This window comes from Rhodophyticola porphyridii, assembly GCF_003688285.1.
Classification (GTDB): Bacteria; Pseudomonadota; Alphaproteobacteria; order Rhodobacterales; family Rhodobacteraceae; genus Rhodophyticola; species Rhodophyticola porphyridii.
In genome coordinates this window covers 93,972-112,797 of the sequence record NZ_RCNT01000007.1, presented here as the reverse complement: position 1 = coordinate 112,797, position 18,826 = coordinate 93,972, and the positions used below count along the sequence as shown (strand labels likewise).

General features: G+C 62.0%; 20 protein-coding genes and 1 tRNA gene. 10 read left to right on the top strand and 11 right to left on the bottom strand.

Annotation, left to right across the window (positions count from 1 at the left end; translation table 11 throughout):
* The gene (gene dctP, locus D9R08_RS14075) at positions 1-981 is read right to left on the bottom strand and encodes a TRAP transporter substrate-binding protein DctP (protein ID WP_121898701.1); all 981 of its coding nucleotides are present in this window, start codon (positions 979-981) and stop codon (positions 1-3) included.
* A 119-nt stretch (positions 982-1,100) separates the two neighbouring features.
* Here dctP and D9R08_RS14070 point away from each other — a divergent pair, with 119 nt between their 5' ends.
* The 4 genes from D9R08_RS14070 (at position 1,101) to D9R08_RS14055 (ending at position 4,732) form a co-directional block, all read left to right on the top strand.
* Positions 1,101-1,622 (top strand): MarR family winged helix-turn-helix transcriptional regulator, encoded by a 522-nt coding sequence (locus tag D9R08_RS14070; protein WP_121898700.1) that lies wholly within the window; start codon positions 1,101-1,103, stop codon positions 1,620-1,622.
* 372 nt (positions 1,623-1,994) lie between these two features.
* Positions 1,995-2,786 (top strand): TroA family protein, encoded by a 792-nt coding sequence (locus D9R08_RS14065; RefSeq protein ID WP_121898699.1) that lies wholly within the window; start codon positions 1,995-1,997, stop codon positions 2,784-2,786.
* 88 nt (positions 2,787-2,874) lie between these two features.
* On the top strand, positions 2,875-3,582 hold the full coding sequence (locus tag D9R08_RS14060) for an ABC transporter ATP-binding protein (RefSeq protein ID WP_121898698.1): 708 nt from the start codon (positions 2,875-2,877) through the stop codon (positions 3,580-3,582).
* Positions 3,583-3,613: 31 nt separating this feature from the next.
* Positions 3,614-4,732 (top strand): SufD family Fe-S cluster assembly protein, encoded by a 1,119-nt coding sequence (locus tag D9R08_RS14055; protein WP_121898857.1) that lies wholly within the window; start codon positions 3,614-3,616, stop codon positions 4,730-4,732.
* Between the two features lie 305 nt (positions 4,733-5,037).
* On the opposite strand, the gene D9R08_RS14050 is transcribed toward D9R08_RS14055, so the two are convergent.
* The 4 genes from D9R08_RS14050 to D9R08_RS14035 form a co-directional block, all read right to left on the bottom strand.
* Positions 5,038-6,132: an ABC transporter ATP-binding protein gene (locus tag D9R08_RS14050; RefSeq protein WP_121898697.1), complete on the bottom strand. Its 1,095-nt coding sequence runs from the start codon at positions 6,130-6,132 to the stop codon at positions 5,038-5,040.
* 25 nt (positions 6,133-6,157) lie between these two features.
* Positions 6,158-7,030, bottom strand: coding sequence for a carbohydrate ABC transporter permease (locus tag D9R08_RS14045; RefSeq protein WP_121898696.1), 873 nt, complete (start codon positions 7,028-7,030; stop codon positions 6,158-6,160).
* A 10-nt stretch (positions 7,031-7,040) separates the two neighbouring features.
* Entirely contained in the window at positions 7,041-7,931 is an 891-nt protein-coding gene (locus D9R08_RS14040) for a carbohydrate ABC transporter permease (RefSeq protein ID WP_233557495.1), read from the bottom strand.
* Between the two features lie 162 nt (positions 7,932-8,093).
* Positions 8,094-9,344 (bottom strand): ABC transporter substrate-binding protein, encoded by a 1,251-nt coding sequence (locus D9R08_RS14035; RefSeq protein WP_199709384.1) that lies wholly within the window; start codon positions 9,342-9,344, stop codon positions 8,094-8,096.
* A gap of 298 nt (positions 9,345-9,642) precedes the next feature.
* On the opposite strand from D9R08_RS14035, the gene D9R08_RS14030 reads away from it, so the two are divergent.
* Together D9R08_RS14030 and D9R08_RS14025 are read left to right on the top strand one after the other, a co-directional pair.
* A complete protein-coding gene (locus tag D9R08_RS14030) occupies positions 9,643-10,542 on the top strand; it encodes a BadF/BadG/BcrA/BcrD ATPase family protein (RefSeq protein ID WP_121898695.1) in 900 nt (299 codons plus the stop codon).
* Positions 10,539-11,246, top strand: coding sequence for a GntR family transcriptional regulator (locus tag D9R08_RS14025; protein ID WP_121898694.1), 708 nt, complete (start codon positions 10,539-10,541; stop codon positions 11,244-11,246). The genes D9R08_RS14030 and D9R08_RS14025 overlap by 4 nt, the downstream gene beginning before the upstream one ends.
* A 369-nt stretch (positions 11,247-11,615) precedes the next feature.
* On the opposite strand, the gene D9R08_RS14020 is transcribed toward D9R08_RS14025, so the two are convergent.
* Positions 11,616-11,705 (bottom strand) — tRNA-Ser (locus D9R08_RS14020).
* Positions 11,706-11,915: 210 nt separating this feature from the next.
* Here D9R08_RS14020 and D9R08_RS14015 point away from each other — a divergent pair.
* The 4 genes from D9R08_RS14015 (at position 11,916) to D9R08_RS14000 (ending at position 14,702) form a co-directional block, all read left to right on the top strand.
* The gene (locus tag D9R08_RS14015; RefSeq protein ID WP_121898693.1) at positions 11,916-12,806 is read left to right on the top strand and encodes a DUF2059 domain-containing protein; all 891 of its coding nucleotides are present in this window, start codon (positions 11,916-11,918) and stop codon (positions 12,804-12,806) included.
* A gap of 233 nt (positions 12,807-13,039) precedes the next feature.
* Positions 13,040-13,723, top strand: coding sequence for a 50S ribosomal protein L21 (locus tag D9R08_RS14010; protein ID WP_121898692.1), 684 nt, complete (start codon positions 13,040-13,042; stop codon positions 13,721-13,723).
* Between the two features lie 12 nt (positions 13,724-13,735).
* Positions 13,736-14,005 carry a 50S ribosomal protein L27 gene (rpmA, locus tag D9R08_RS14005; RefSeq protein WP_121898691.1) on the top strand — a complete coding sequence of 90 codons (270 nt, stop codon included), beginning with the start codon at positions 13,736-13,738 and terminating at the stop codon, positions 14,003-14,005.
* A 160-nt stretch (positions 14,006-14,165) separates the two neighbouring features.
* A complete protein-coding gene (locus tag D9R08_RS14000; protein ID WP_121898690.1) occupies positions 14,166-14,702 on the top strand; it encodes a GNAT family N-acetyltransferase in 537 nt (178 codons plus the stop codon).
* 29 nt (positions 14,703-14,731) lie between these two features.
* On the opposite strand, the gene D9R08_RS13995 is transcribed toward D9R08_RS14000, so the two are convergent.
* The 5 genes from D9R08_RS13995 to pstB all read right to left on the bottom strand — a co-directional run bounded on the left by D9R08_RS13995 (position 14,732) and on the right by pstB (position 18,807).
* Positions 14,732-15,514, bottom strand: coding sequence for a helix-turn-helix transcriptional regulator (locus D9R08_RS13995; RefSeq protein ID WP_121898689.1), 783 nt, complete (start codon positions 15,512-15,514; stop codon positions 14,732-14,734).
* A complete protein-coding gene (gene aroQ / locus D9R08_RS13990; protein WP_121898688.1) occupies positions 15,511-15,951 on the bottom strand; it encodes a type II 3-dehydroquinate dehydratase in 441 nt (146 codons plus the stop codon). Before aroQ ends, D9R08_RS13995 begins: the two co-directional genes overlap by 4 nt.
* 635 nt (positions 15,952-16,586) lie before the next feature.
* The gene (gene phoB / locus D9R08_RS13985) at positions 16,587-17,273 is read right to left on the bottom strand and encodes a phosphate regulon transcriptional regulator PhoB (protein WP_121898687.1); all 687 of its coding nucleotides are present in this window, start codon (positions 17,271-17,273) and stop codon (positions 16,587-16,589) included.
* A 3-nt stretch (positions 17,274-17,276) separates the two neighbouring features.
* Positions 17,277-17,993 carry a phosphate signaling complex protein PhoU gene (gene phoU, locus D9R08_RS13980; protein ID WP_121898686.1) on the bottom strand — a complete coding sequence of 239 codons (717 nt, stop codon included), beginning with the start codon at positions 17,991-17,993 and terminating at the stop codon, positions 17,277-17,279.
* 16 nt (positions 17,994-18,009) lie between these two features.
* Positions 18,010-18,807 (bottom strand): phosphate ABC transporter ATP-binding protein PstB, encoded by a 798-nt coding sequence (pstB, locus tag D9R08_RS13975; protein WP_121898854.1) that lies wholly within the window; start codon positions 18,805-18,807, stop codon positions 18,010-18,012.
* Positions 18,808-18,826: the final 19 nt, after the last annotated feature.

The window sequence follows — 18,826 nt, the reverse complement described above, 5'->3', positions numbered from 1 at the left end:
TCAGTCGGACAGATTGGCGGCTTGGGCCAGCGATCTCAACTCCGCAATAGCCTCGGGCGAGGCGCCTTCGGCAACGGCCCACACACCCGAAGCCCAGAGCGCATCCAATTGAGCGGCGTCCTCGGGTGCGAAGTCGGTTACCTGCATGCCAAGTTCCAGAAGGGCCGCGCGTTCGTCGGCCGCCAGCAGGTCGAAGCGTGCAACGCTGTCGGTCTCCAACCGGATCGCGGCACGTTCGATGGCGGCCTGCGCCTCGGCATCGAGTCCGTTCCAGGCGTCCAGGTTCATGAACATCATCAGTCCCACCTGTCCGAAACCGGGTTCGGTCATGTAGCCCGCGACCTCGTGCCAGTTGAAATCCAACGCGCCGGTCAGGCCCCAGGCTGCGCCGTCGATGGTGCCGGTCTGAAGGGCCGAGTAGACCTCGCCACCGCCCATAACCACGCCCGCCCCGCCAAGGGCTTCGATCATCGGATGATAGGAGACCGTCCCACGGATGTTGCGGCCGTCGAATGGCGGTGTTCCGAAAATCGGTTCGCGGAGGTAATAGCGGAAGCCAACCGACCCGGTGGGAGGGGCCGAGAGCAGTTTCATCCCATGCAATGCCTGATAGTGCGCATCGATGAAATCGATGATCCCCGCCGCGCGCCGCGCGGCCGGATCGGCGCCGATCGCGTCGACCGCCAGCCCGACCGAGGTAGTGCCGGCGTGATAGGCCGGATGCGTGAAGAGCAGGTCGAACACGCCGGCCTGTGTCGGTTCGAACTGTTCCAGCGGTGGCACCGCATCGGGCCCGGTGAAGGAGATCGTCACGCTGCCGCCCGATTCCTCGGCGACCAGATCGGCGAAGGGTTGCGCCACTTCGCGGGTGAACACGAAATTCTCCGGAAATGCACCCACGGCGCGCAACTCCTGCGCCAACGATGCTGTTGCGGAAAGGCCAAGCGCAATCGCGCTGGCCAGTGCGGTCATCTTGGTCATCTCTTTCCTCCCCTCGGCGTTGGAGACAATACGACTCAAACGCTTGTAAATGATTTTATAGTTCCGTATGGAACCTTTTGTAAAGTTCCAAATGGGACCGGGTTGGGCTAGGGTGCGGCATGACCAAGGGCAACGACTCAGGCTTCGATGCGGCGCGGGCGATGGCTGACCGGTTCGGCCGGCTGTCGCTGACGATGCTTATGGACACCGATCTGTCGCCCATCTGGCGGGTGAGCTTTCTGGCGAACTTCTTTACCGGCCCGATCTATGCCGAGCTTCAGGACCGGTTCGGGCTGTCGCGCCCGGGCTTCGTGATCCTGTTCAGTCTCTGCCATCAAGACGGGCTGGTGGCGCGCGACATCTGTCTTGTGACGGGGCTGCCCAAGAACTCGATCAGTCGGGCTGTGACCGAGCTTGAGGAAAAGGGTCTCATCGGGCGCGACACTGATACCGCCGACAAACGCGCCAAGCCACTGACGCTGACCGTCAAGGGACGCGCGCTGCTGGCCGAGGTGCTGCCGCTTTTCCACGAGAGACAGGCCGAGATGCTGGCCCCGCTCGACCCGCAAGAAGCGGCGGAGTTCAACCGGCTGATTACGAAAGTCGTCTTCGCCATGCCCGGTTGGGTCGCTACGGGATAGCGGGGGGGGCAGGGGGCAGATCGGTTCAGGACACCCTGATTTGACCGCCGCAATCAGGGCAGCCCCAATCCGAAGAGAGTGGTAGGGCGCCACCTAAGCGGCCATCGCAAATTCAGTGAAAGGGATCGTCTGGACTAGATCCTCATACATCCGCGTATGCTGCGCCGATGCGCCCGGGCAGTGTGGCCATCGGAATGCTTCCGGATTTGCAGTGCGCACTGGTTTGCATGCCCGCCGTCTCAGGTGCCTACGGGCGCAGGCCCCTGCTGTGCGAGTCTTGGGATTGCAATAGAAGATTATTTTTATCAGGATTGGTGCAGCAACCGGCCCGGCAGCTGACTCGCCCCCATTTTCGTGACAAGGAGGCTTCAGATGCCACGCCGACATAGCCGACTTCTCCTGCCATTTTTCCTTGGCCTTGCGACTGCATGGCCAGCACTTGCCGACGAGATCACCTTCACCGGCCAGCTCGGGCACGACGTCTCGTTGCCGGGGCTGTCCGAGCGGCTGGCGACGATCCCGATCTCCGCCGCTTCGATGGCCGTGGCCGTGACCGGCACGCCGGAGCCCATGGTGTCCATGCACAGGCTTTCGCAGACCGCCATCGTGGAGGGGATCCACGGGGAGAGGTTTCCGGGCCTGCGGGACATCCCTTCCGATATCGTTGGCGAGGGGTTCATGCCGAATGCCGAGGCGCTTTTGACGGTTGACCCCGACCTTGTCCTTCAATGGGGTACGCGCGAGCCCGACATCGTCCAGCCTCTGGACGCCCCGGGGTTTACCGTAGCGACCGACGCCATCCCGCCGCAGCCGTCCTACCGGCTTGAGTTCGAGGGCACCAGTTTCCGCGAGTATTATTGCGGCGTGACCCTGAGGATGACCAACGAAAGCGACGAGACCCTGACCGAAATAAACGGTTTCGTGGCCTCCATGAAGGACGGCGAGCAGGTGGGGCGCAGCCGTGGCATGTCCTTTCTGAACCTCGCCCCGCGCGAAAGCGGCAGCGCCCTGTTCGAGGCGCCCCATGCGCCGTGCGACGAGGCCACGGAATATGTCTTCATCGTCGGGGCTTGCCGGTTCGGGCCGGGCTTCTCGCCGCAAGATGAATGCGCCGCCCGGATCGTCGGCGTCGCCCCCGTGGCAGAGACGGCCGGAACGCCGTGAGGTGCGCTTGCATCCTGCACCGTGTCGCCCCGGCCCCTCGTGTCCCGCACCAGACCATGGCGACATATGCAAAGAAAGGAGGTGTGTCATGCTCGAAATCAGAAACCTGACCGTGGCGATCGACGATGTGGAGGTTCTCGCGGATATCGACCTGACCCTGCCGGAGGGAGAATTGCACGTCCTTCTCGGCCCGAATGGATCGGGGAAATCCAGCCTGCTTGCGACGATCCTCGGTCTGCCGCCCTATCGGATCGTTGCGGGAGAGATCCTTTTTGACGGCGCGCCCATCCAGTCGCTCCCGCTGGAGGCGCGCGCGCGGCTTGGCATCGGGCTTGCCTATCAGCGCCCGCCCAGCCTGGAAGGTGTCACCCTCAGGAGCTTCGCTGCCGCCATCGGCGCGGAGGACCGGTTGGAGACGGAGGCCGCCGCGCTGGATCTCACCGCGTTTCTGGGCCGCGACATGAATGTCGGATTTTCGGGCGGCGAGATCAAACGTTGGGAAGTCCTGAAGCTGGTGCTTCAGGATCCGAGGCTTCTGCTCTTCGACGAGCCTGAAAGCGGGGTGGATCTGGAACATGTCATCGCGGTGGGTGAGGCCATCGCGCACGCCGTGCGCAGCCCCGACAGGGAGGGGCGGACCTGTTCCGGGCTGGTCATCACCCACACCGGCCTGATCCTGAACCACGTGAAGGCTGACCGGGCCCATATCATGAAAGACGGGCGCATCCTGCATTCGGGCGATCCGCAAGCGCTTTTCGCTCATATCCAGACCGATGGTTACAGCGTTCCCGCCTGATGCCAGGGAACCCGGACACATGGAGGCAACGATGACGATCAGGACGCAAGACAAGGCACAATTGAGCAACGAGGAACGCGACATCCTGCACGATGTCGGTTTCGACGACCCCTCGGCACGCGCGGCAACGAGCGTTCTGGCCGACCGCGAGATGCGGATGGCGTTGTCGAACGATCTCGGTGTCGAAATCCTGCCCTTGTCCGAGGCGCTGAGGACCTACGATTTTGTGCAGGACCTGATGTTCGGCCTCGTCTCCCCGGACGAAAACGAGCATATCGCCATGGTGGCCGAGCACATGCACGACCCGCTTGGCCATTTCGTCTGGGTGAAACCCGGAGCCAAGGTCCGCTTGCCGGTCCAGTGCTTCACCCTGTTGGAAACGCCGCAGGGCCGCCAGTTCACCCACGACGTCACGCTGATCGACGAGGGTGCGGAGGTCGAGATGATCTCGGGCGCGGCGGTGCCGGGGTCGGTCCACAAGGGGCGGCATATCTCGATCAGCGAAAGCTACATGCGCAAGGGCGCGTCCTGCAGTTCGGTGACGATCGAGCATTGGGGCGCGGCCATGGATGTCTATTCCTACGGCTATGCCCATCTGGAGGAGGGTGCGCGCAGACGGTCCACGGCGATCATGATGGCCCCGCTCGCGCATCACCTGAGCCGGTCGCACACGATCCTGGCTGCCGACACCAACGCCGTCAGCCAGGCCATCGTCTTCGCCCCCGAAGGCACGGAGCGGGTCATCGAGACGGAAACCCATCTGGCGGGGGAGGGGGCGCGGTCCGAGGATGTGGCGCGCATGGTCTCGGTCGGGGGGCGGATCGTGAACAGCGCGATGCTGGTTGGCGATGCGGCGGGCACGAACGGGTTTCTGGGCTGCGACGGGCTGAAACTGTCGGATACCGGCGAGATCATGGCCGTGCCGTCCCTGCGGGCACGGGCCGAGGGCGCGATGTTGAGCCATGAGGCCAGCGTCGGCATGATCGACAGCGATAAGCTCGATTACTTGATGGCCACGGGCCTTGATGAGGACACCGCGCGCAATCTGATTGTAACGGGATTCCTGAGGCTCGATCACGGCGCAATCCCGGCAGGTGTGCGGATGCGTGTCGTCGAGATGATCGATCAGGCGAAATCGGGGGGCATGTGAGGCGATCCCGGGGTCTTGTATGGCCCTTGGCAACGCCCCTTTGCCGGATGGGTGGGTGATGCCGCTGCATCCATCGGGGCAGCACATTGTACCGAATGGGACGTTGATGAGCCTCCGGAGATGGATCGTCGACAACATCCCGTAATTCATCCGCCCGCATGCCGCCAGTTGCGCGTTGCGTTCGGAGTGTCGGCCCCGTGAAGCGGCGGCGGAGCATGGCAGATGCTCCTGGTTGCTCAAGATCGACCTCGAAGAACTCTTTCATACAGTCTCAGAGGGGCGGGTCGCTGCCGTTTCTGGAGGCATCAGCCGAGCAGGGCGTGGCGTTCTGTTTGCTCGAAAGCAACCCCTTCTGCATCGAACAGGTGCAAGGTTTCGGCCGGGAAAACGAGACCGACGACATCGCCGCTTCGAAGCTGAACACCACCGTCGGCCTTCACCACGAAAGGCTCCTCGTGCCCGAAGTCTACATGAAGGAAGGTCTCGCCCCCGAGGCGCTCGACCACGAACACGGTTCCGTCAAAGGCACCCTTTCCCGGTTCGACCAGTCTGACATGTTCGGGACGAATGCCGATCTCGGTCGGGACGGCACCGCTACGCGTCTTGACGTGCAGGTCGATCGGGGCGCTCTGGCGGTATCTCACGCGTCTGCCATCGTCGATGGGATCGATCGCAAGGAAGTTCATCTTTGGCGAACCGATGAAGCCTGCCACGAACCGGTTGCAGGGGTGATGGTATAGTTCCAGCGGCGTCCCCACCTGTTCCACCCGTCCGTCCCGAAGTACCACGATCCGGTCGGCGAGCGTCATGGCTTCGACCTGGTCATGGGTGACGTAGATCATCGTCGTCTTGAGACGCTGGTGCAGACGCAGGATTTCGACGCGCATCTGCACCCGAAGGGCGGCGTCGAGGTTCGATAGCGGCTCGTCGAAAAGGAAGATCTCCGGATCGCGGACAATGGCGCGACCGATGGCAACGCGCTGGCGCTGACCGCCCGACAGTTCCTTCGGCTTGCGTTTGAGTAGCGCCTCTAGCCCGAGGATCTCGGCGGCTTTCTTCACACGCTCGTCGATCACGGCCTTGTCTTCGCCGGCGTGGCGAAGGGCGAAGGCCATGTTGCCGTAGACGTCCTTGTGTGGATAGAGCGCATAGGACTGGAAGACCATTGCGATACCGCGGTCGGCAGGCACGATGTCGTTTACCTTCTCGCCGCCGATGATGACATCGCCTCCGGTGACGGTCTCCAGCCCCGCAATCATGCGCAGGAGCGTAGATTTACCACAACCTGAGGGACCAACGAAGACGACGAACTCTCCGTCACGGATGTCAAGGTCGATGCCATGGATCACCCGGGCCTCGCCATAAGCCTTGCGGACGTCTTTGAGAACAAGATCGGACATGCCTGTAACCACTTCGAAACTTGGTTCAGCCCTTTACGGCGCCGGAGGTGATGCCAGCGATGAGCTGGCGGGAGAACAGAGCATACAGCCCCAGAACGGGAAGGATGGCGATCGAGAGGGAGGCCAGCACCGCGCTCCAGTTGACCGTGTACTGTCCGATGAACTGTTGCACCCCGAGCGTGACCGTCTTGGTCGCGTCCCCCGAGGCGAGGATGAGCGGAAACCAAAGGTCGTTCCAGATCGGGATCATCGAGAAGACGGCAACTGTTGCGAGAACCGGCCGGATAAGCGGCACCACGACCTCGAAGAAGATCCGGTACTCGCTGAGCCCGTCGACCCGCGCGCAGTCCTTGATGTCGCGTGACAGGGTTCGCATGAACTCGGTCAGGATGAAAACCGCCACCGGCAGACCCTGCGCTGTGTAGACGAGGATGAGTGCGAGCAATGTGTTGACGAGGTTGAGATCGACCATCAGTTCGAGAATCGCGACCGTCCCGAGCCGGATCGGCACCATGATCCCGAGGATCAGGTAGATGCCCAGAAGCGTGTTAAGCCTGAACCGGTATTCGGCCAGCGCGTGTGCGGCCATAGCGCCCAATAGCAGGATCAGGAACAGGGCCGAAACCGTGACGATGATGGAGTTCGCAAAATAGGTCGCGAAGTCGCCCTGCGTCAGGACCGTGGCGTATCCCTCCATGCTGAAGGTTTCGCCCCGCGGCAGGCCGAGCGGGTCGGAGAAGATCCCGCGGCGATTCTTGAAGGAGTTCAGGATCACAAGGATCACGGGGAAGATCGCGATGATCGTGTAGCCCAGCAGGACCGTGTGGACGGCGGCCTTGGTGGAGAGGCCCCGTGCGCGGCCGGCGCGTGCGCGCCCGGTGCTTGCGATGTTGGTCATTCGGACCCCCTCACATCTCGTAGCGTTGCAGTCGGCGCTGAACGAGGACGAGGTAGATCGTTACGCCGATGAGGATAATGAAGAACATCATGCTGGCGATCGTGGCACCCATGTGGATGTCGCCGATCTGAAGCTGCTGGCCGAAGAAGGTCCGGAACAGAAGCGTACCCATGACGTCGGTGGAGTAGTTCGGCGCACCAAGCGCACCCTGTATCGAATAGATCAGGTCGAAGCTGGCCGTGAAGTTGCCGATATAGGTGAGGATCGCGACAATGCCGAGTGTTGGAAGGATAAGCGGCAGCTTCACCTTCCAGAAAATCCACCAGCCGTTCAGACCATCCACACGGGCGGCGTCGATCAGTTCGTCCGGGATGGACAGAAGCGCCGCGTAGATCAGCATCATCGGAATGCCGACATATTGCCAGACCGAGATGAGTGAGACGGTTGTGAGCGCGGTGGACTCAAGCCCCAGCCAGGGCTGGTATAGCCAGGCGAGACCAACGGCACCGAGAAGCGTCTCGGACACTCCCCAGAGAGGCGACAGGATAAGCTCCCAGATGAAGCCGACGACGACGACCGAGAGCAGCGTGGGGATGAAGATCAGCGTCCGGTAGGTGGAACCGAAACGGGGCGCAAGGCTGAGCAGCGCGGCGAGCAGGAGGCCGATCGGATTCTGCACGACCATGTGGATAAAGAACAGGATCAGGTTGTTCCAAAGTGCGTTCCAGAACTGCGTGGCCCAGGTCGGATTGAAGAGGAGAGTGACGTAGTTGCCTAGGCCGTTCCAGACCGCGCTGCCATCATCGAGCCCGTCGAAGAGGCTGAGCCTGAGGCTTTCAACCAGCGGATAGATCGAGAAGATCGTGTAGATCAGCACCGCTGGGGCTATGAATACGAAGATGTGCCATCCACCACCGACGCGGCGCTTCCTGCGCTTGGGCGGTTTGGCCTCGCGCGCGGTTTTCTCCTGTTCTGTCGTAGCCTCGGACACGGTCCACCCTCCCTTGCCGCGCACCGTCCCGGCCGCGCCTTCGCACGGATGCGAAGGCGCGGGGAACAGGGATCAGTTCTGCTGTGGCTCGTACCAGGCTTCGAGACCCTGCTGCAGCGCTGCTGCAGCCTCTGCGGGTGTTGCAGCGTCGTTGAAGACGTTGGCGCTGACAGTCCACATGTTGTTCCAGGTGTTGGGCTCTCCCCGGGACAGGATCTGGTGGGCAACGCGGATCGTGCTCTCACATTCCTCCCGCCAGGAGATCATTTCCTGGGCCAGCGGATCCTCCACCTCAAACTGGGCGTTCGAAAGAGAGAAGAAGCCCGGAAGCGCGTTGGTATAGAGCTGCGCGAACTCGGCACTTGCGATCCATTCGAGGAAGGCACGCGCGGCCTCGGGATTGTCGGTTGCGGTGTTCATGCCGATGCCGATGTCGGTGTGATCGGAGATGTAGCAGGTGTCGCCCTCGGCCTCGACCGGCGGCGGGAAGGCTCCCATCTCGAAAAACGCCTGGTCGTTGAAGCCGCCGATCTCCCACGAGCCGGTTGGATAGATCGCGGCGCGACCGAGAGTGAAGAGGTTCTGGCTGTCGGTGTAACCCTGAGCCTGGAAAGCGCGGCCCATGTAGTCGGCCCACCGCTCCATCACCTCGAAGGGACGGACATACTGGGGGTCGGTGAACTTTGCGCTGCCGTCAATCAGCGCCTGGCGGCCTTCCTCGCCGTTCCAGTAGGTCGGACCGATGTTGGTGTAGGCCATGGTTGCGGCTTCCCACTGGTCAGCCGAGCCGATGGCAAGCGGCGTATACGTGCCGTCCTGCTGAATCGTGTCGAGAACGGCGAAGAACTCTTCCACCGTGCCGGGCTCTTCGATGCCAAGCTCAGCGAAAGCGTCGGCGTTGTAGATGAAGCCGTGGATCACGGAGGCCATCGGCACGCAGAAGCTGGCGCTGGCATCATCAGTCTGCCAGGCCGCCTTGGCGAAGTCGGGGAAGTTGTCGAGACCGTCAAGGTCGGAGATGTCAGCGAGATGACCGCGCTGATAAAGCGCGAGAGAGCCGTCAAAGGGCCGGCAGACGATGAGATCACCCGCGGTGCCGCCGTCGAGCCGGGCGTTGAGCGCCGCATTGTATTCTGTCGGGGCGGTTGGCGCGAAGTCGACCTGGATGCCAGGGTGGCTGGCCTCGAATGCGGGAATCAGGACATCGTCCCAGATCGCCTGATCCTCGGCGCGCCAGCTCTCGATCGTCAACGTTGCGTCCTGTGCCAGCACGCCGCCACTGGCGAAGCAAAGGGCCACTGTGGCCGTAGTCATCTTCATCATGTGCTTCATTTCGCTCTCCACTGTTGTTTTCGCCCGGCATGGCCTGCAAGATACACGGCCGGAGACGGCGCGTGCCAGATGCCCGCAGGGATATTGTCTGCGGACCTCCGCGCCCCGTGTCATTGAGATCGGGAAGCATAGCGACTCGCATCGGAATTCAGGTTGCCATAATTAATACCAATAGCAAGACCAATTTATGATTTTATGATACCAATATGATGTCTGGTATTGTCTTGGTACCTCTGCCTGACTAGGTTTGGAGCGAGGCTTTGCCGCTACCCGAGAGGATCGGTTCCGCATGAAAAACCCCATACCACTGGTCGTGATCGACGGCGGGGGCTCCGGCTCGCGGCTGCGCGCCGTGGATGCCGATGGGGGGGTGTTGGCCGAAGCGACCTCAGGTCCCTCGAACCTGACCTACGGCGTAGACAAGGCTTGGCGGAGTGTAAGCTCAGGCCTTGAAACGCTCTCGGAGATGACAGCGCGCCCGGTCGCCGGCGCACGGCTTTGGTGCGGGTTCGCAGGTGGCCGCTCGCCACAGAAGCAGGCCGCGTTCCGGGATTCCGACCCTTTCGGCATGGCGGAGATCGTGATCGTCACGGACGGAGTTGCCTCGCTCGTGGGTGCCCATGCCGGGTTGCCCGGGATCGTTCTTGCGGTCGGCACAGGTGTCGCCGCCTTCGCGCTCCGGGCCGATGGTACGGTCGTCTCGTCCAGCGCCTGGGGCTACAAGATCGGCGACGAAGGCAGTGGAGGCTGGCTCGGCAACCGTGCCGTGGCCCTCCTGGCCCGGCATCTCGACGGACGACATCCGGAGCCCAGTTCGCTCTTCAATCAACTCCGGCTTGAGGTCGGGCGTGATTTCAATGCCATACAACTCTGGCTCGCCGATGCAGACGCCACCCGGTTCGCCTCGCTGGTGCCGCTGATCGTGACCGAGGCGGAAGCTGGCGATAGGGTTGCCCGCGAGCTGCTCGCCCAGGCGGTAGAGGAACTGGCCATTGCGGTAAGGGCCGTCGACACGGGCCAGCCTATCGCGCTTCTGGGTGGTCTGGCACGTGTCGTTGCGTCCCGGCTGCCGCCCGATCTGAAGGCACGCGTCATACCGGCAAAGGGCAATGCTCTCGACGGGCTACAGATCATGGCGGCGCACGGCTGGCGCAGTGAGGACCACCTGCCATTGGAGGCCGTAATGTGACCGAGGCCGTTATACCCAAGCAGGCGCGCTACCGCCGCCTGGCCGAAATGCTCGTTCGCCAGATCGAGAGCGACGAACTCGCTCCGGGCACGGCGCTTCCTGCTGAACGTGCGCTGGCCGAGATGCATGGCGTCAGCCGCGTCACGGCGCGTCGAGCGATCGAGGAACTGCGGCAGCGCGGTCTCGTCGAACAGCGGCGCGGCGCCGGGACTTTCGTTGCGCGACGCTTCTCGCAGCCGCTGTCGGTGCTGACGAGCTTTTCCGAGGACCTCGCTGCCCGGGGTATGACCGGCAACTCGCGCGTGATTTCCAGCAGCGTCGGCCGAGCGAGCCCGGAAGAGGTTATCGCCCTCGGCCTCGGACCGAGTTCGCCGGTGACGCGGATCAAACGGCTCAGGTCTGCTGACGGGCAGCCGCTTGCCGTGGAGGCGACGACAGTTGTCGCCGATGCTCTCGCAACCCCCGAACTTGTGTCGGATTCGCTCTATGAGACGATGGACAGACGGGGCATGCGCCCTGTCCGCGCTGTCCAACGCCTGACCGCCGTTGCCATCGACCCCGCCATGGCCAAGCTGCTCGAGGTGACGCCGGGCGCGCCGGGCCTGCTCATCACTCGCATCGGCTATTGCAGAGAGCGCGCCGTGGAGTTCACGCGGTCGACCTTCCGAGGCGATCGGTGGGATTTCGTTACCGAGCTTTCATAATCGGACATTCCTCCCCCACCACTTGATCCTCCGCCAGTTGAGCGGTCCTCTGCTCTGTTCCGTGAAACGAAGAACAGAGATGGGGCACATGTCAGCTTGCACAAAGCCGATTGACGCGGAAAGACACGGCGACGATGTCTTACCTGAAGCGTCAGCTTGATGATCGGCTGGCAAGTTTCAAACCGCATTTTCCCAACGGTGCGGCGGGCCCAGATTGGCAAGAAGGTTGAAGGCTTGCACCGGTCGGCGCTTCCCCGACCAGTTTCACAACGGACAAGGCGTAGGCTTGCGCGACCGACTTCGGACAATCCGATTAGCGCGGGGGGCGACCCAAAAAAATCATAAAATCATAATAAAGTCAGGATTTTGTGGCGGAGAGACAGGGATTCGAACCCTGGGTAGGCTTGCACCCACAACGGTTTTCGAGACCGCCCCGTTCGACCACTCCGGCACCTCTCCGCGCTTCATGGGGGTCGTGAAGCGGTGGAATAGCGGCAGGCGCGGGCCCGCGCAAGGGGGCGTGAACATCTTTGGCCGCCGTCCCCGGCAGGCCTCCATGCGGCGCGTCGCTCAACTCTTCGAGACATTTGCGTTTTGGCGGTGGATTTCCCCCCGACCGTTACCCATGTTTATGGTCAATCTGGTCTTTCGGTCATCACAGGAGAACCCATGCTGCGTGCCCTGATCACCTGCGCCGCGCTTATGTTGCCGGCATTCACCGCGCCCGGCGTGGCCCAGACCACCCCGGACGCGCCGCTGCAGGCGCAGGTGGTGCCGAACAGCGCCCTGGCGCGCGAAAATCCGGATCTTCACGCGCTTTTTCAGGCGATGGGGCTTTATGACGTTCTGGAGATCATGTCGATCGAGGGGATCGAATACGGTCAGGATCTAGAAGCCGAGATGTTCCCCGGTCAGGGCGGTGCCGCGTGGCGGGCAATCGTCTCACGGATCTACAATCTGGATCGTCTGACATCCGCCTTCGAGACCGCGCTGCCCGCCGATGCGTTCAGCGAGGAAGAGTTCGCGGATCTTGCCGCGTTTTTCGCCTCCGATATCGGGCAGCGGATTGTCGAGGGCGAGGTTGTCGCGCGGCGCGAGATCATGGATCCGGTGGTGGAAGAGGCGGCCAACATCATCTATCGCGAGGAGCTGGCCGCGATGAGCCCCCGGTTGGAGCTGCTGGAAACCTTCAACGACGCCAACAGCCTTGTTGATCTGAACGTTGCGGGCGCGCTCAACTCGAATTTCGCCTTCTATCGCGGGCTGGCTGACGGCGACGCGTTCGAGATCGACCTGCCCGAAGACATCATGCTGGCGGAAATCTGGGGGCAGGAGCCCGAGATCCGGGAGGAGACGGTGCTCTGGCTCTACTCCTATCAGCTGATGGCCTATGACGAGCTGAGCGACGCGGATCTGCAGGCCTATATCGATCTGTCGAACAGCTCCGCGGGGCAGGCCCTGAACCGCGCCCTTTTCGCCGCCTTCGATGCGATGTTCGAAGCCGTCAGCTACGATCTGGGCGCCGCCGCCGCGCTTTTCGTCGCGGGGGAGGAAACATGAGGGAAGAGGGCAGGGGCCGCGCCGCGGTTCGCCGCCGAAACAACGGGCCCGACCGCTTGACAGGGGGGCGTGCCTGAGGCATATGCAGGCCTCTGTCGCCGTGGGGGGAACCTTGCGGCGGTTTTGATTTGTCGAAGATGTCCCGATCGGGGCACGCAGCCCGAGGCGCGGCCAGAGCCGCGAAAACACCCGGATGACGGGGGCCACAGGGCGCGGGGTAGAAGGAAGACGATATGTTTGCGGTCCTGAAGACCGGTGGCAAGCAGTACAAGGTGCAGTCAGGCGATGTTCTGCGCGTTGAAAAGCTGGCCGCTGCGGCGGGTGACACCGTTCAGTTCAACGAGATTCTGATGCTTGGCGGCAATGCGCCGGTCGTGGGCTCCCCCAATGTGGCGGGTGCCGCGGTGCAGGCCACAGTGATCGACCAGATCAAGGGCGAGAAGCTGATCCACTTCGTGAAGCGCCGGCGTAAGCATTCGTCGAAGCGCACGAAGGGACACCGCCAGCAACTGACCCTTTTGCGGATCACCGAGATCCTTGAGAAGGGTGCCGAGAAATCCGGCGTGATGGCGGCGATCGGGGCGGGTTCCGCGCCGGCGGTTGCCGAGCCTGCGCCGAAAAAGGCAAAGGCCGCGCCTAAGGCGAAAGCTGAACCGGCGGCCGAGGCGGCCCCGAAAAAACCGGCTGCGAAGAAGGCCGCGCCCAAAGCCGAAACGGCCGGTGGTGACGATCTGAAACAGCTTTCCGGCGTTGGTCCGGCGCTGGAGAAGAAGCTGCACGCCGCGGGTGTCACGACCTTCGCCCAGATCGCGGGCTGGAGCGAGAGCGATATCGCCGAGATGGACGAAAAGCTGTCGTTCAAAGGCCGGATCGAGCGTGAAGGCTGGGTAGACCAGGCCAAGAAACTGGCCGAGTAAGGAGAGAGACACATGGCACATAAAAAAGCAGGTGGCTCTTCGCGCAACGGGCGCGATTCAGCCGGGCGCCGTCTGGGTGTGAAGAAATTCGGCGGCGAAGCCGTTATACCGGGCAACATCATCGTGCGTCAGCGCGGCACCAAATGGTGGCCGGGCCAAGGCGTCGGAATGGGCAAGGATCACACGATCTTCGCAATCGACGAAGGCCACGTGTCCTTTTCCAAGGGCTTCAAGGGCCGCACCTTCATTTCCGTGATGCCGCGCGCAGACGCAGCTGAGTAAGCCGAGCCTGAACATAATTCAGAGAGGGTCGGCGGAAACGCCGGCCCTTTTTCATTTCGGACATAACAAGGCGTTACACCCCCTTGTGTGCCCGCAGGCCGATCGCCACCTGAGGAGGGAGGCAGGGGGCCAAGGACATCTGGTTCGAGGAGGGGACAGGATGAAACAGGAAGCCATCATCGCCCAGGCCGTGATCGACACGCCGCGCTTTGTGCTGCGCCCGGTACGCGGCTCCGATGCAGGTCTGATGAAGATGTACACATCGGACAAGCGCGTGGCCGAGATGACGACGACCATCCCGCATCCGCTGCCCCCGGGTGCGACGGAGATGTTCATTGCCGGCGCGCAGGCCGGCGACCGCAGCGAGCATGTCTGGGTCATGGACGCCTCGAACGCAGGCGGATCCGAGCTTCTGGGCGTGATCTCCCTTCGGCAGATGGACAGGGGGCAGTCGGAGATCGGATACTGGATTGCACCGGGTATGTGGAACACGGGCCTTGCCTCGGAGGCTGTGAAGGCTCTCGTGGAGGGCAATCCACTCGAAAACTCCACCATCTTCGGCAGCGTGTTTCAGGACAATCCGGCAAGTGCCCGGGTGTTGACGAATGCGGGTTTCGACTATCTCGGCGATGCGGAGGCGTTTTCCGTCGCCCGAAACGCCAAGGTCGCAACATGGACCTATCTCAAACGTCTGTAAGCAGCGGGCGCGATGCTCCGGGCAGGCCGCTACTGAAGCGACATCTGCGATTGCGGGGCAGGGTGCGGCGGCTCCAGCAGGAAAATCTGGTTCAGGATCGAGGCTTTGCGCACGGCCTGTGCCGTTGTCTCGACCCCCAACGTGTCGCGCGCACCGCGCAGGTGCTTCTCCACTGTGGCCGCATTGCGTTCCAGAAGCAGGGCAATATCCTGAATGGTCTTGCCATCGGCCACGAGTTCCAGAACCTCTGTCTGCCGGCGGGTCAGCATCCGGCTTTGCCCGGTCGCTGGCAGTTGTGAAATGCACAGATGGGCCACGTGATTGATGATCTCGATGATCTCGCCGTCGCGTTGCCAGATCGCATCCACATCGTCCTGATCAAGGCCCTCGCGCGCAGTCAGGCCGATGCCGGCGCTGGCGTGCTTGATCGCCATGGGAAAGCTGATCGTATAGCCGGCAATGAGCCCGAAACGCTGATTCAGTTCAAACACATGACGCTCGCCCGGGCTCATCTCCCGGCGGGCAACTTCCTCGCGCACCTGCCGCCAGCTCACCGCGCCAACATTACGCGCCGCCCATTTCATCATCGGACCATCCCGGAACAGCCCTTTGTTGACATATTCCTCGACGTAATCGGTCGGATGATTGGTCAACAGGAGCGCATCTTCGGGATTGCCGAGTGTCTTGAGATTTCGGAACGCGCTATAGGCATAAAACAGACGGTCGAAGCCGAACTTTGCCATGACACGCGTGTGGTGTGCCCACAATTCCTCGACCGAGCGCATCGCGAGATAGGGCTGCAGGCGCTTCATGTACCGGGCCTCAAATGTCCGGCCAGCGCCCTCAGCGCAAGCGGATAGCCCGCCGCGCCAAACCCCGCGATCACACCGATACAGACGCCCGCGATCATTGAGCGATGCCGGAATGTCTCGCGGGCGTGGGTGTTGCTGAGATGCAGCTCAAGCACGGGCAGGGCGGTTGCGCTGATCGCATCGCGCAGGGCGATCGAGCTGTGGGTATAGGCGCCGGCGTTGAGCACGATGCCGTCGAAGCGGCCGACAGCGTCCTGGATCGCATCGACCAGGGCGCCTTCATGGTTCGATTGAAGGAACTGCACCTCGACAGAGATCTCGCGGCCGGTCTTGACGCATTCCGCCTCGATATCGGCCAGCGTTGCCGCTCCGTAAATCTCCGGTTCTCTCTGACCGAGAAGGTTTAGATTGGGCCCGTTCAAGACCAAGATTTTCATCACATTCCCCAATGTTGTTAAGACTATAGATTGGATAGATAAAAGATGTCGAGCCGGGCGCTGATCCGGTTTCGTAAATTTCAGATGCCGGCAGAATACTGGCGGAGTTACTCAAGAACAGATCCATATTTTTTCAACGGGTTATGGGGAGACGTTGAAATCGTCCTTGCCGTCTTACATCAGGATGCACGACCAGTTTTGAAACACCGATCTGCGGGGCGCAGGGTATTCAAGGCGATTCAGCCCAGAGTTGTGCTATGTCGTATCAGGGATCGATTCTGCCAGTTTTATTTACATAATCCTGATTATGCGAATACTATGTGAGCGATAATGGCTGCGCTCTGGTAGCTCCCCCTCCGAGTTGAAACCTGGTCCCGGGCGCGACAGCTGAGTGTCTGAGTGTTCAAACAACCGCTGAAATCGGCAGTGAAGCGACAGCGCGCAAACATAATTGTGACACGGGCCCCGGGTAACAATGCATCGGCTTCCAATCTCCGGACTTTCGGAACCGAGCCCACGGCCAGTCAGCCCGTGTCGCTTGATGAGAAAACTACCAACCCCGCGTTCGTAATGTGGGTTGGATGGCCCGAGAAGATCTGTTTTAATGAATTCAGGCAGATACTTACTGGTTGAACCTAACCCAAGGCATAGCCCGCGCCACGGACCGTGCGGATCGGGTCATCGCTGCCGGAGCTTCGCAGCACCTTGCGCAGGCGGCCAACATGCACATCGACCGTCCGGCTGTCGACATAGATGTCGCGCCCCCAGACCCGATCGAGCAGTTGCTCCCGGCTCCAGACGCGACCCGGACGCTCCATGAACGCCGTCAGCAGGCGGAACTCGGTCGGGCCCAGGGTAAGGGAGGCGCCGGCCCTGTAGACCCGGTGTTCGGTCATATCCAGAAGGATGTCGTCATATTCCAGCCGCTCACCCACCGCGGCGGGGCGGATGCGGCGAAGCTGCGTGCGCAGCCGCGCCAGAAGCTCGGCCACTGAATAGGGTTTGACCACATAATCATCGGCACCGGTTTCCAGCCCGCGCACCTTGTCGACCTCTTCGGAGCGGGCCGACAGCATGATGACGGGGATCCGGCTTGTATCGGTGCCGTTTTTCAGCTGCCGGCACACCTCGATGCCCGAGACATGGGGCAACATCCAGTCCAGAATGATAACATCGGGAGGCGTTTCACGGACCAGAACCAACGCCTCGTCTCCGGCCTCGGCGGTGACGACCTGGAAGCCTTCGGCTCGAATATTGTAAGCCAGCACCTCGCGCTGCGCCGGTTCGTCCTCCACCACGAGTACCAGAGGTTCGCCTGCCATCTGTCAGCCCCCTGCCCCTTCTTCATAAGGTGTCCGATCCTGTTTCGGGCGGTCCTCATCGGGCATCTCGCCCGTTACCAGATAAATGACCTGTTCACAGATCGAGGTGACATGGTCGCCCATGCGCTCGATGTTCTTGGCCATGAAATGCAGATGCATGCAGGCGGTGATGTTGCGCGGATCCTCCATCATGAAAGTCAGGTATTCCCGAAACAACGCGGAATACATCTGATCGACTTCCAGATCGCGCTCGCGCACATCGGCGGCCAGATCCGCGTCGCGCTGGATATAGGCGTCGAGCGCGTCCTTGAGCATCAACTCGACGACGCGGGCCATGCGCTTGAGCGCTGCCGCGGTCCCGTTGATCGGTTGCATCTGGATCACGACCGAAGAGCGCTTGGCGATGTTCTTGGAGTAATCGCCGATCCGCTCCAGATTGGCCGAGACGCGGAACACGCTCAACACCGTGCGCAGGTCCGAGGCGGTCGGTTGGCGCAGGGCCAGGATGCGCGCGGCCTCCTCGTTCACCCGCTCCTCCAGCGCGTCGATCGCCTTGTCTCCGTTCTTGACCGTCAGGGCAAGATCCTCGTCGCGGGTCTCCAGCGCTTCGGCGGATTTGACGATACTGTCTTCGACAAGCCCGCCCATCTTCATGATCATCGCCTGGATTCCTTCGAGATCACGGTCGAAGGATGCGACGATATGCTCTTGATTTGCCATGTCTTTTGCCTGCCTCTTACCCGATACGGCCGGTGATGTAGCTTTCGGTCCGGGGATCGCTCGGGTTGGTGAAAATGTGCCCCGTCTCGCCAAACTCGACCAGTTCGCCCAGGTGGAAGAACGCGGTCTTCTGGCTGACTCGGGCCGCCTGCTGCATCGAGTGGGTCACGATGACCACGGAATAGCGGGAGCGCAACTCGTCGATCAGTTCCTCGATCTGCGCCGTGGCGATAGGGTCAAGCGCCGAGCATGGCTCGTCCATCAGCAAAACCTCGGGGTTGGTCGCCACCGCACGCGCGATGCAGAGCCGCTGCTGCTGGCCCCCGGACAGGCCCGTGCCCGGCTGGTCCAGACGGTCCTTCGCCTCGTCCCAGAGCGCGGCGCGACGCAGCGATTTCTCGACGATTTCGTCAAGCGCGGCCTTGTCCTTGGCCAACCCGTGAATCCGTGGGCCATAGGCCACGTTGTCGTAGATCGATTTCGGGAACGGGTTCGGCTTCTGAAACACCATCCCCACCTTGGCGCGCAACTGCACCGGATCGACCTTTGGATCGTAGATGTCTTCGCCGTCAAGCATGATCGAGCCTTCAACCCGGGCCACGTCGATTGTGTCGTTCATCCGGTTGAGGCATCGCAGGAAGGTGGATTTTCCGCATCCCGACGGGCCGATGAAAGCGGTCACGGTGTTGTCGACGATATCCACATCGACATCCTTGATCGCATGCGTGTCGCCATAAAACACGTCCACCCCGCGGGCGGTGATTTTCAGGTCATTGGTGTCCACGTCGCGCTCCACTGCTCGCATGTCGTTCATATGTGCGTCCTCCATCGGG

What these genes read in the sequence shown, in the direction of transcription:
- dctP (WP_121898701.1), bottom strand. Translation starts at nt 981, where the DNA reads ATGACCAAGATGACCGCACTGGCCAGCGCGATTGCGCTTGGCCTTTCC.
- D9R08_RS14035 (WP_199709384.1), bottom strand. Translation starts at nt 9,344, where the DNA reads ATGATGAAGATGACTACGGCCACAGTGGCCCTTTGCTTCGCCAGTGGC.
- D9R08_RS14015 (WP_121898693.1), top strand. Translation starts at nt 11,916, where the DNA reads ATGCTGCGTGCCCTGATCACCTGCGCCGCGCTTATGTTGCCGGCATTC.
- rpmA (WP_121898691.1), top strand. Translation starts at nt 13,736, where the DNA reads ATGGCACATAAAAAAGCAGGTGGCTCTTCGCGCAACGGGCGCGATTCA.
- D9R08_RS14045 (WP_121898696.1), bottom strand. Translation starts at nt 7,030, where the DNA reads ATGACCAACATCGCAAGCACCGGGCGCGCACGCGCCGGCCGCGCACGG.
- D9R08_RS14010 (WP_121898692.1), top strand. Translation starts at nt 13,040, where the DNA reads ATGTTTGCGGTCCTGAAGACCGGTGGCAAGCAGTACAAGGTGCAGTCA.
- phoU (WP_121898686.1), bottom strand. Translation starts at nt 17,993, where the DNA reads ATGGCAAATCAAGAGCATATCGTCGCATCCTTCGACCGTGATCTCGAA.
- D9R08_RS14050 (WP_121898697.1), bottom strand. Translation starts at nt 6,132, where the DNA reads ATGTCCGATCTTGTTCTCAAAGACGTCCGCAAGGCTTATGGCGAGGCC.
- D9R08_RS14055 (WP_121898857.1), top strand. Translation starts at nt 3,614, where the DNA reads ATGACGATCAGGACGCAAGACAAGGCACAATTGAGCAACGAGGAACGC.
- D9R08_RS14000 (WP_121898690.1), top strand. Translation starts at nt 14,166, where the DNA reads ATGAAACAGGAAGCCATCATCGCCCAGGCCGTGATCGACACGCCGCGC.
- D9R08_RS14060 (WP_121898698.1), top strand. Translation starts at nt 2,875, where the DNA reads ATGCTCGAAATCAGAAACCTGACCGTGGCGATCGACGATGTGGAGGTT.
- aroQ (WP_121898688.1), bottom strand. Translation starts at nt 15,951, where the DNA reads ATGAAAATCTTGGTCTTGAACGGGCCCAATCTAAACCTTCTCGGTCAG.
- phoB (WP_121898687.1), bottom strand. Translation starts at nt 17,273, where the DNA reads ATGGCAGGCGAACCTCTGGTACTCGTGGTGGAGGACGAACCGGCGCAG.
- D9R08_RS14070 (WP_121898700.1), top strand. Translation starts at nt 1,101, where the DNA reads ATGACCAAGGGCAACGACTCAGGCTTCGATGCGGCGCGGGCGATGGCT.
- D9R08_RS14065 (WP_121898699.1), top strand. Translation starts at nt 1,995, where the DNA reads ATGCCACGCCGACATAGCCGACTTCTCCTGCCATTTTTCCTTGGCCTT.
- pstB (WP_121898854.1), bottom strand. Translation starts at nt 18,807, where the DNA reads ATGAACGACATGCGAGCAGTGGAGCGCGACGTGGACACCAATGACCTG.
- D9R08_RS14030 (WP_121898695.1), top strand. Translation starts at nt 9,643, where the DNA reads ATGAAAAACCCCATACCACTGGTCGTGATCGACGGCGGGGGCTCCGGC.
- D9R08_RS13995 (WP_121898689.1), bottom strand. Translation starts at nt 15,514, where the DNA reads ATGAAGCGCCTGCAGCCCTATCTCGCGATGCGCTCGGTCGAGGAATTG.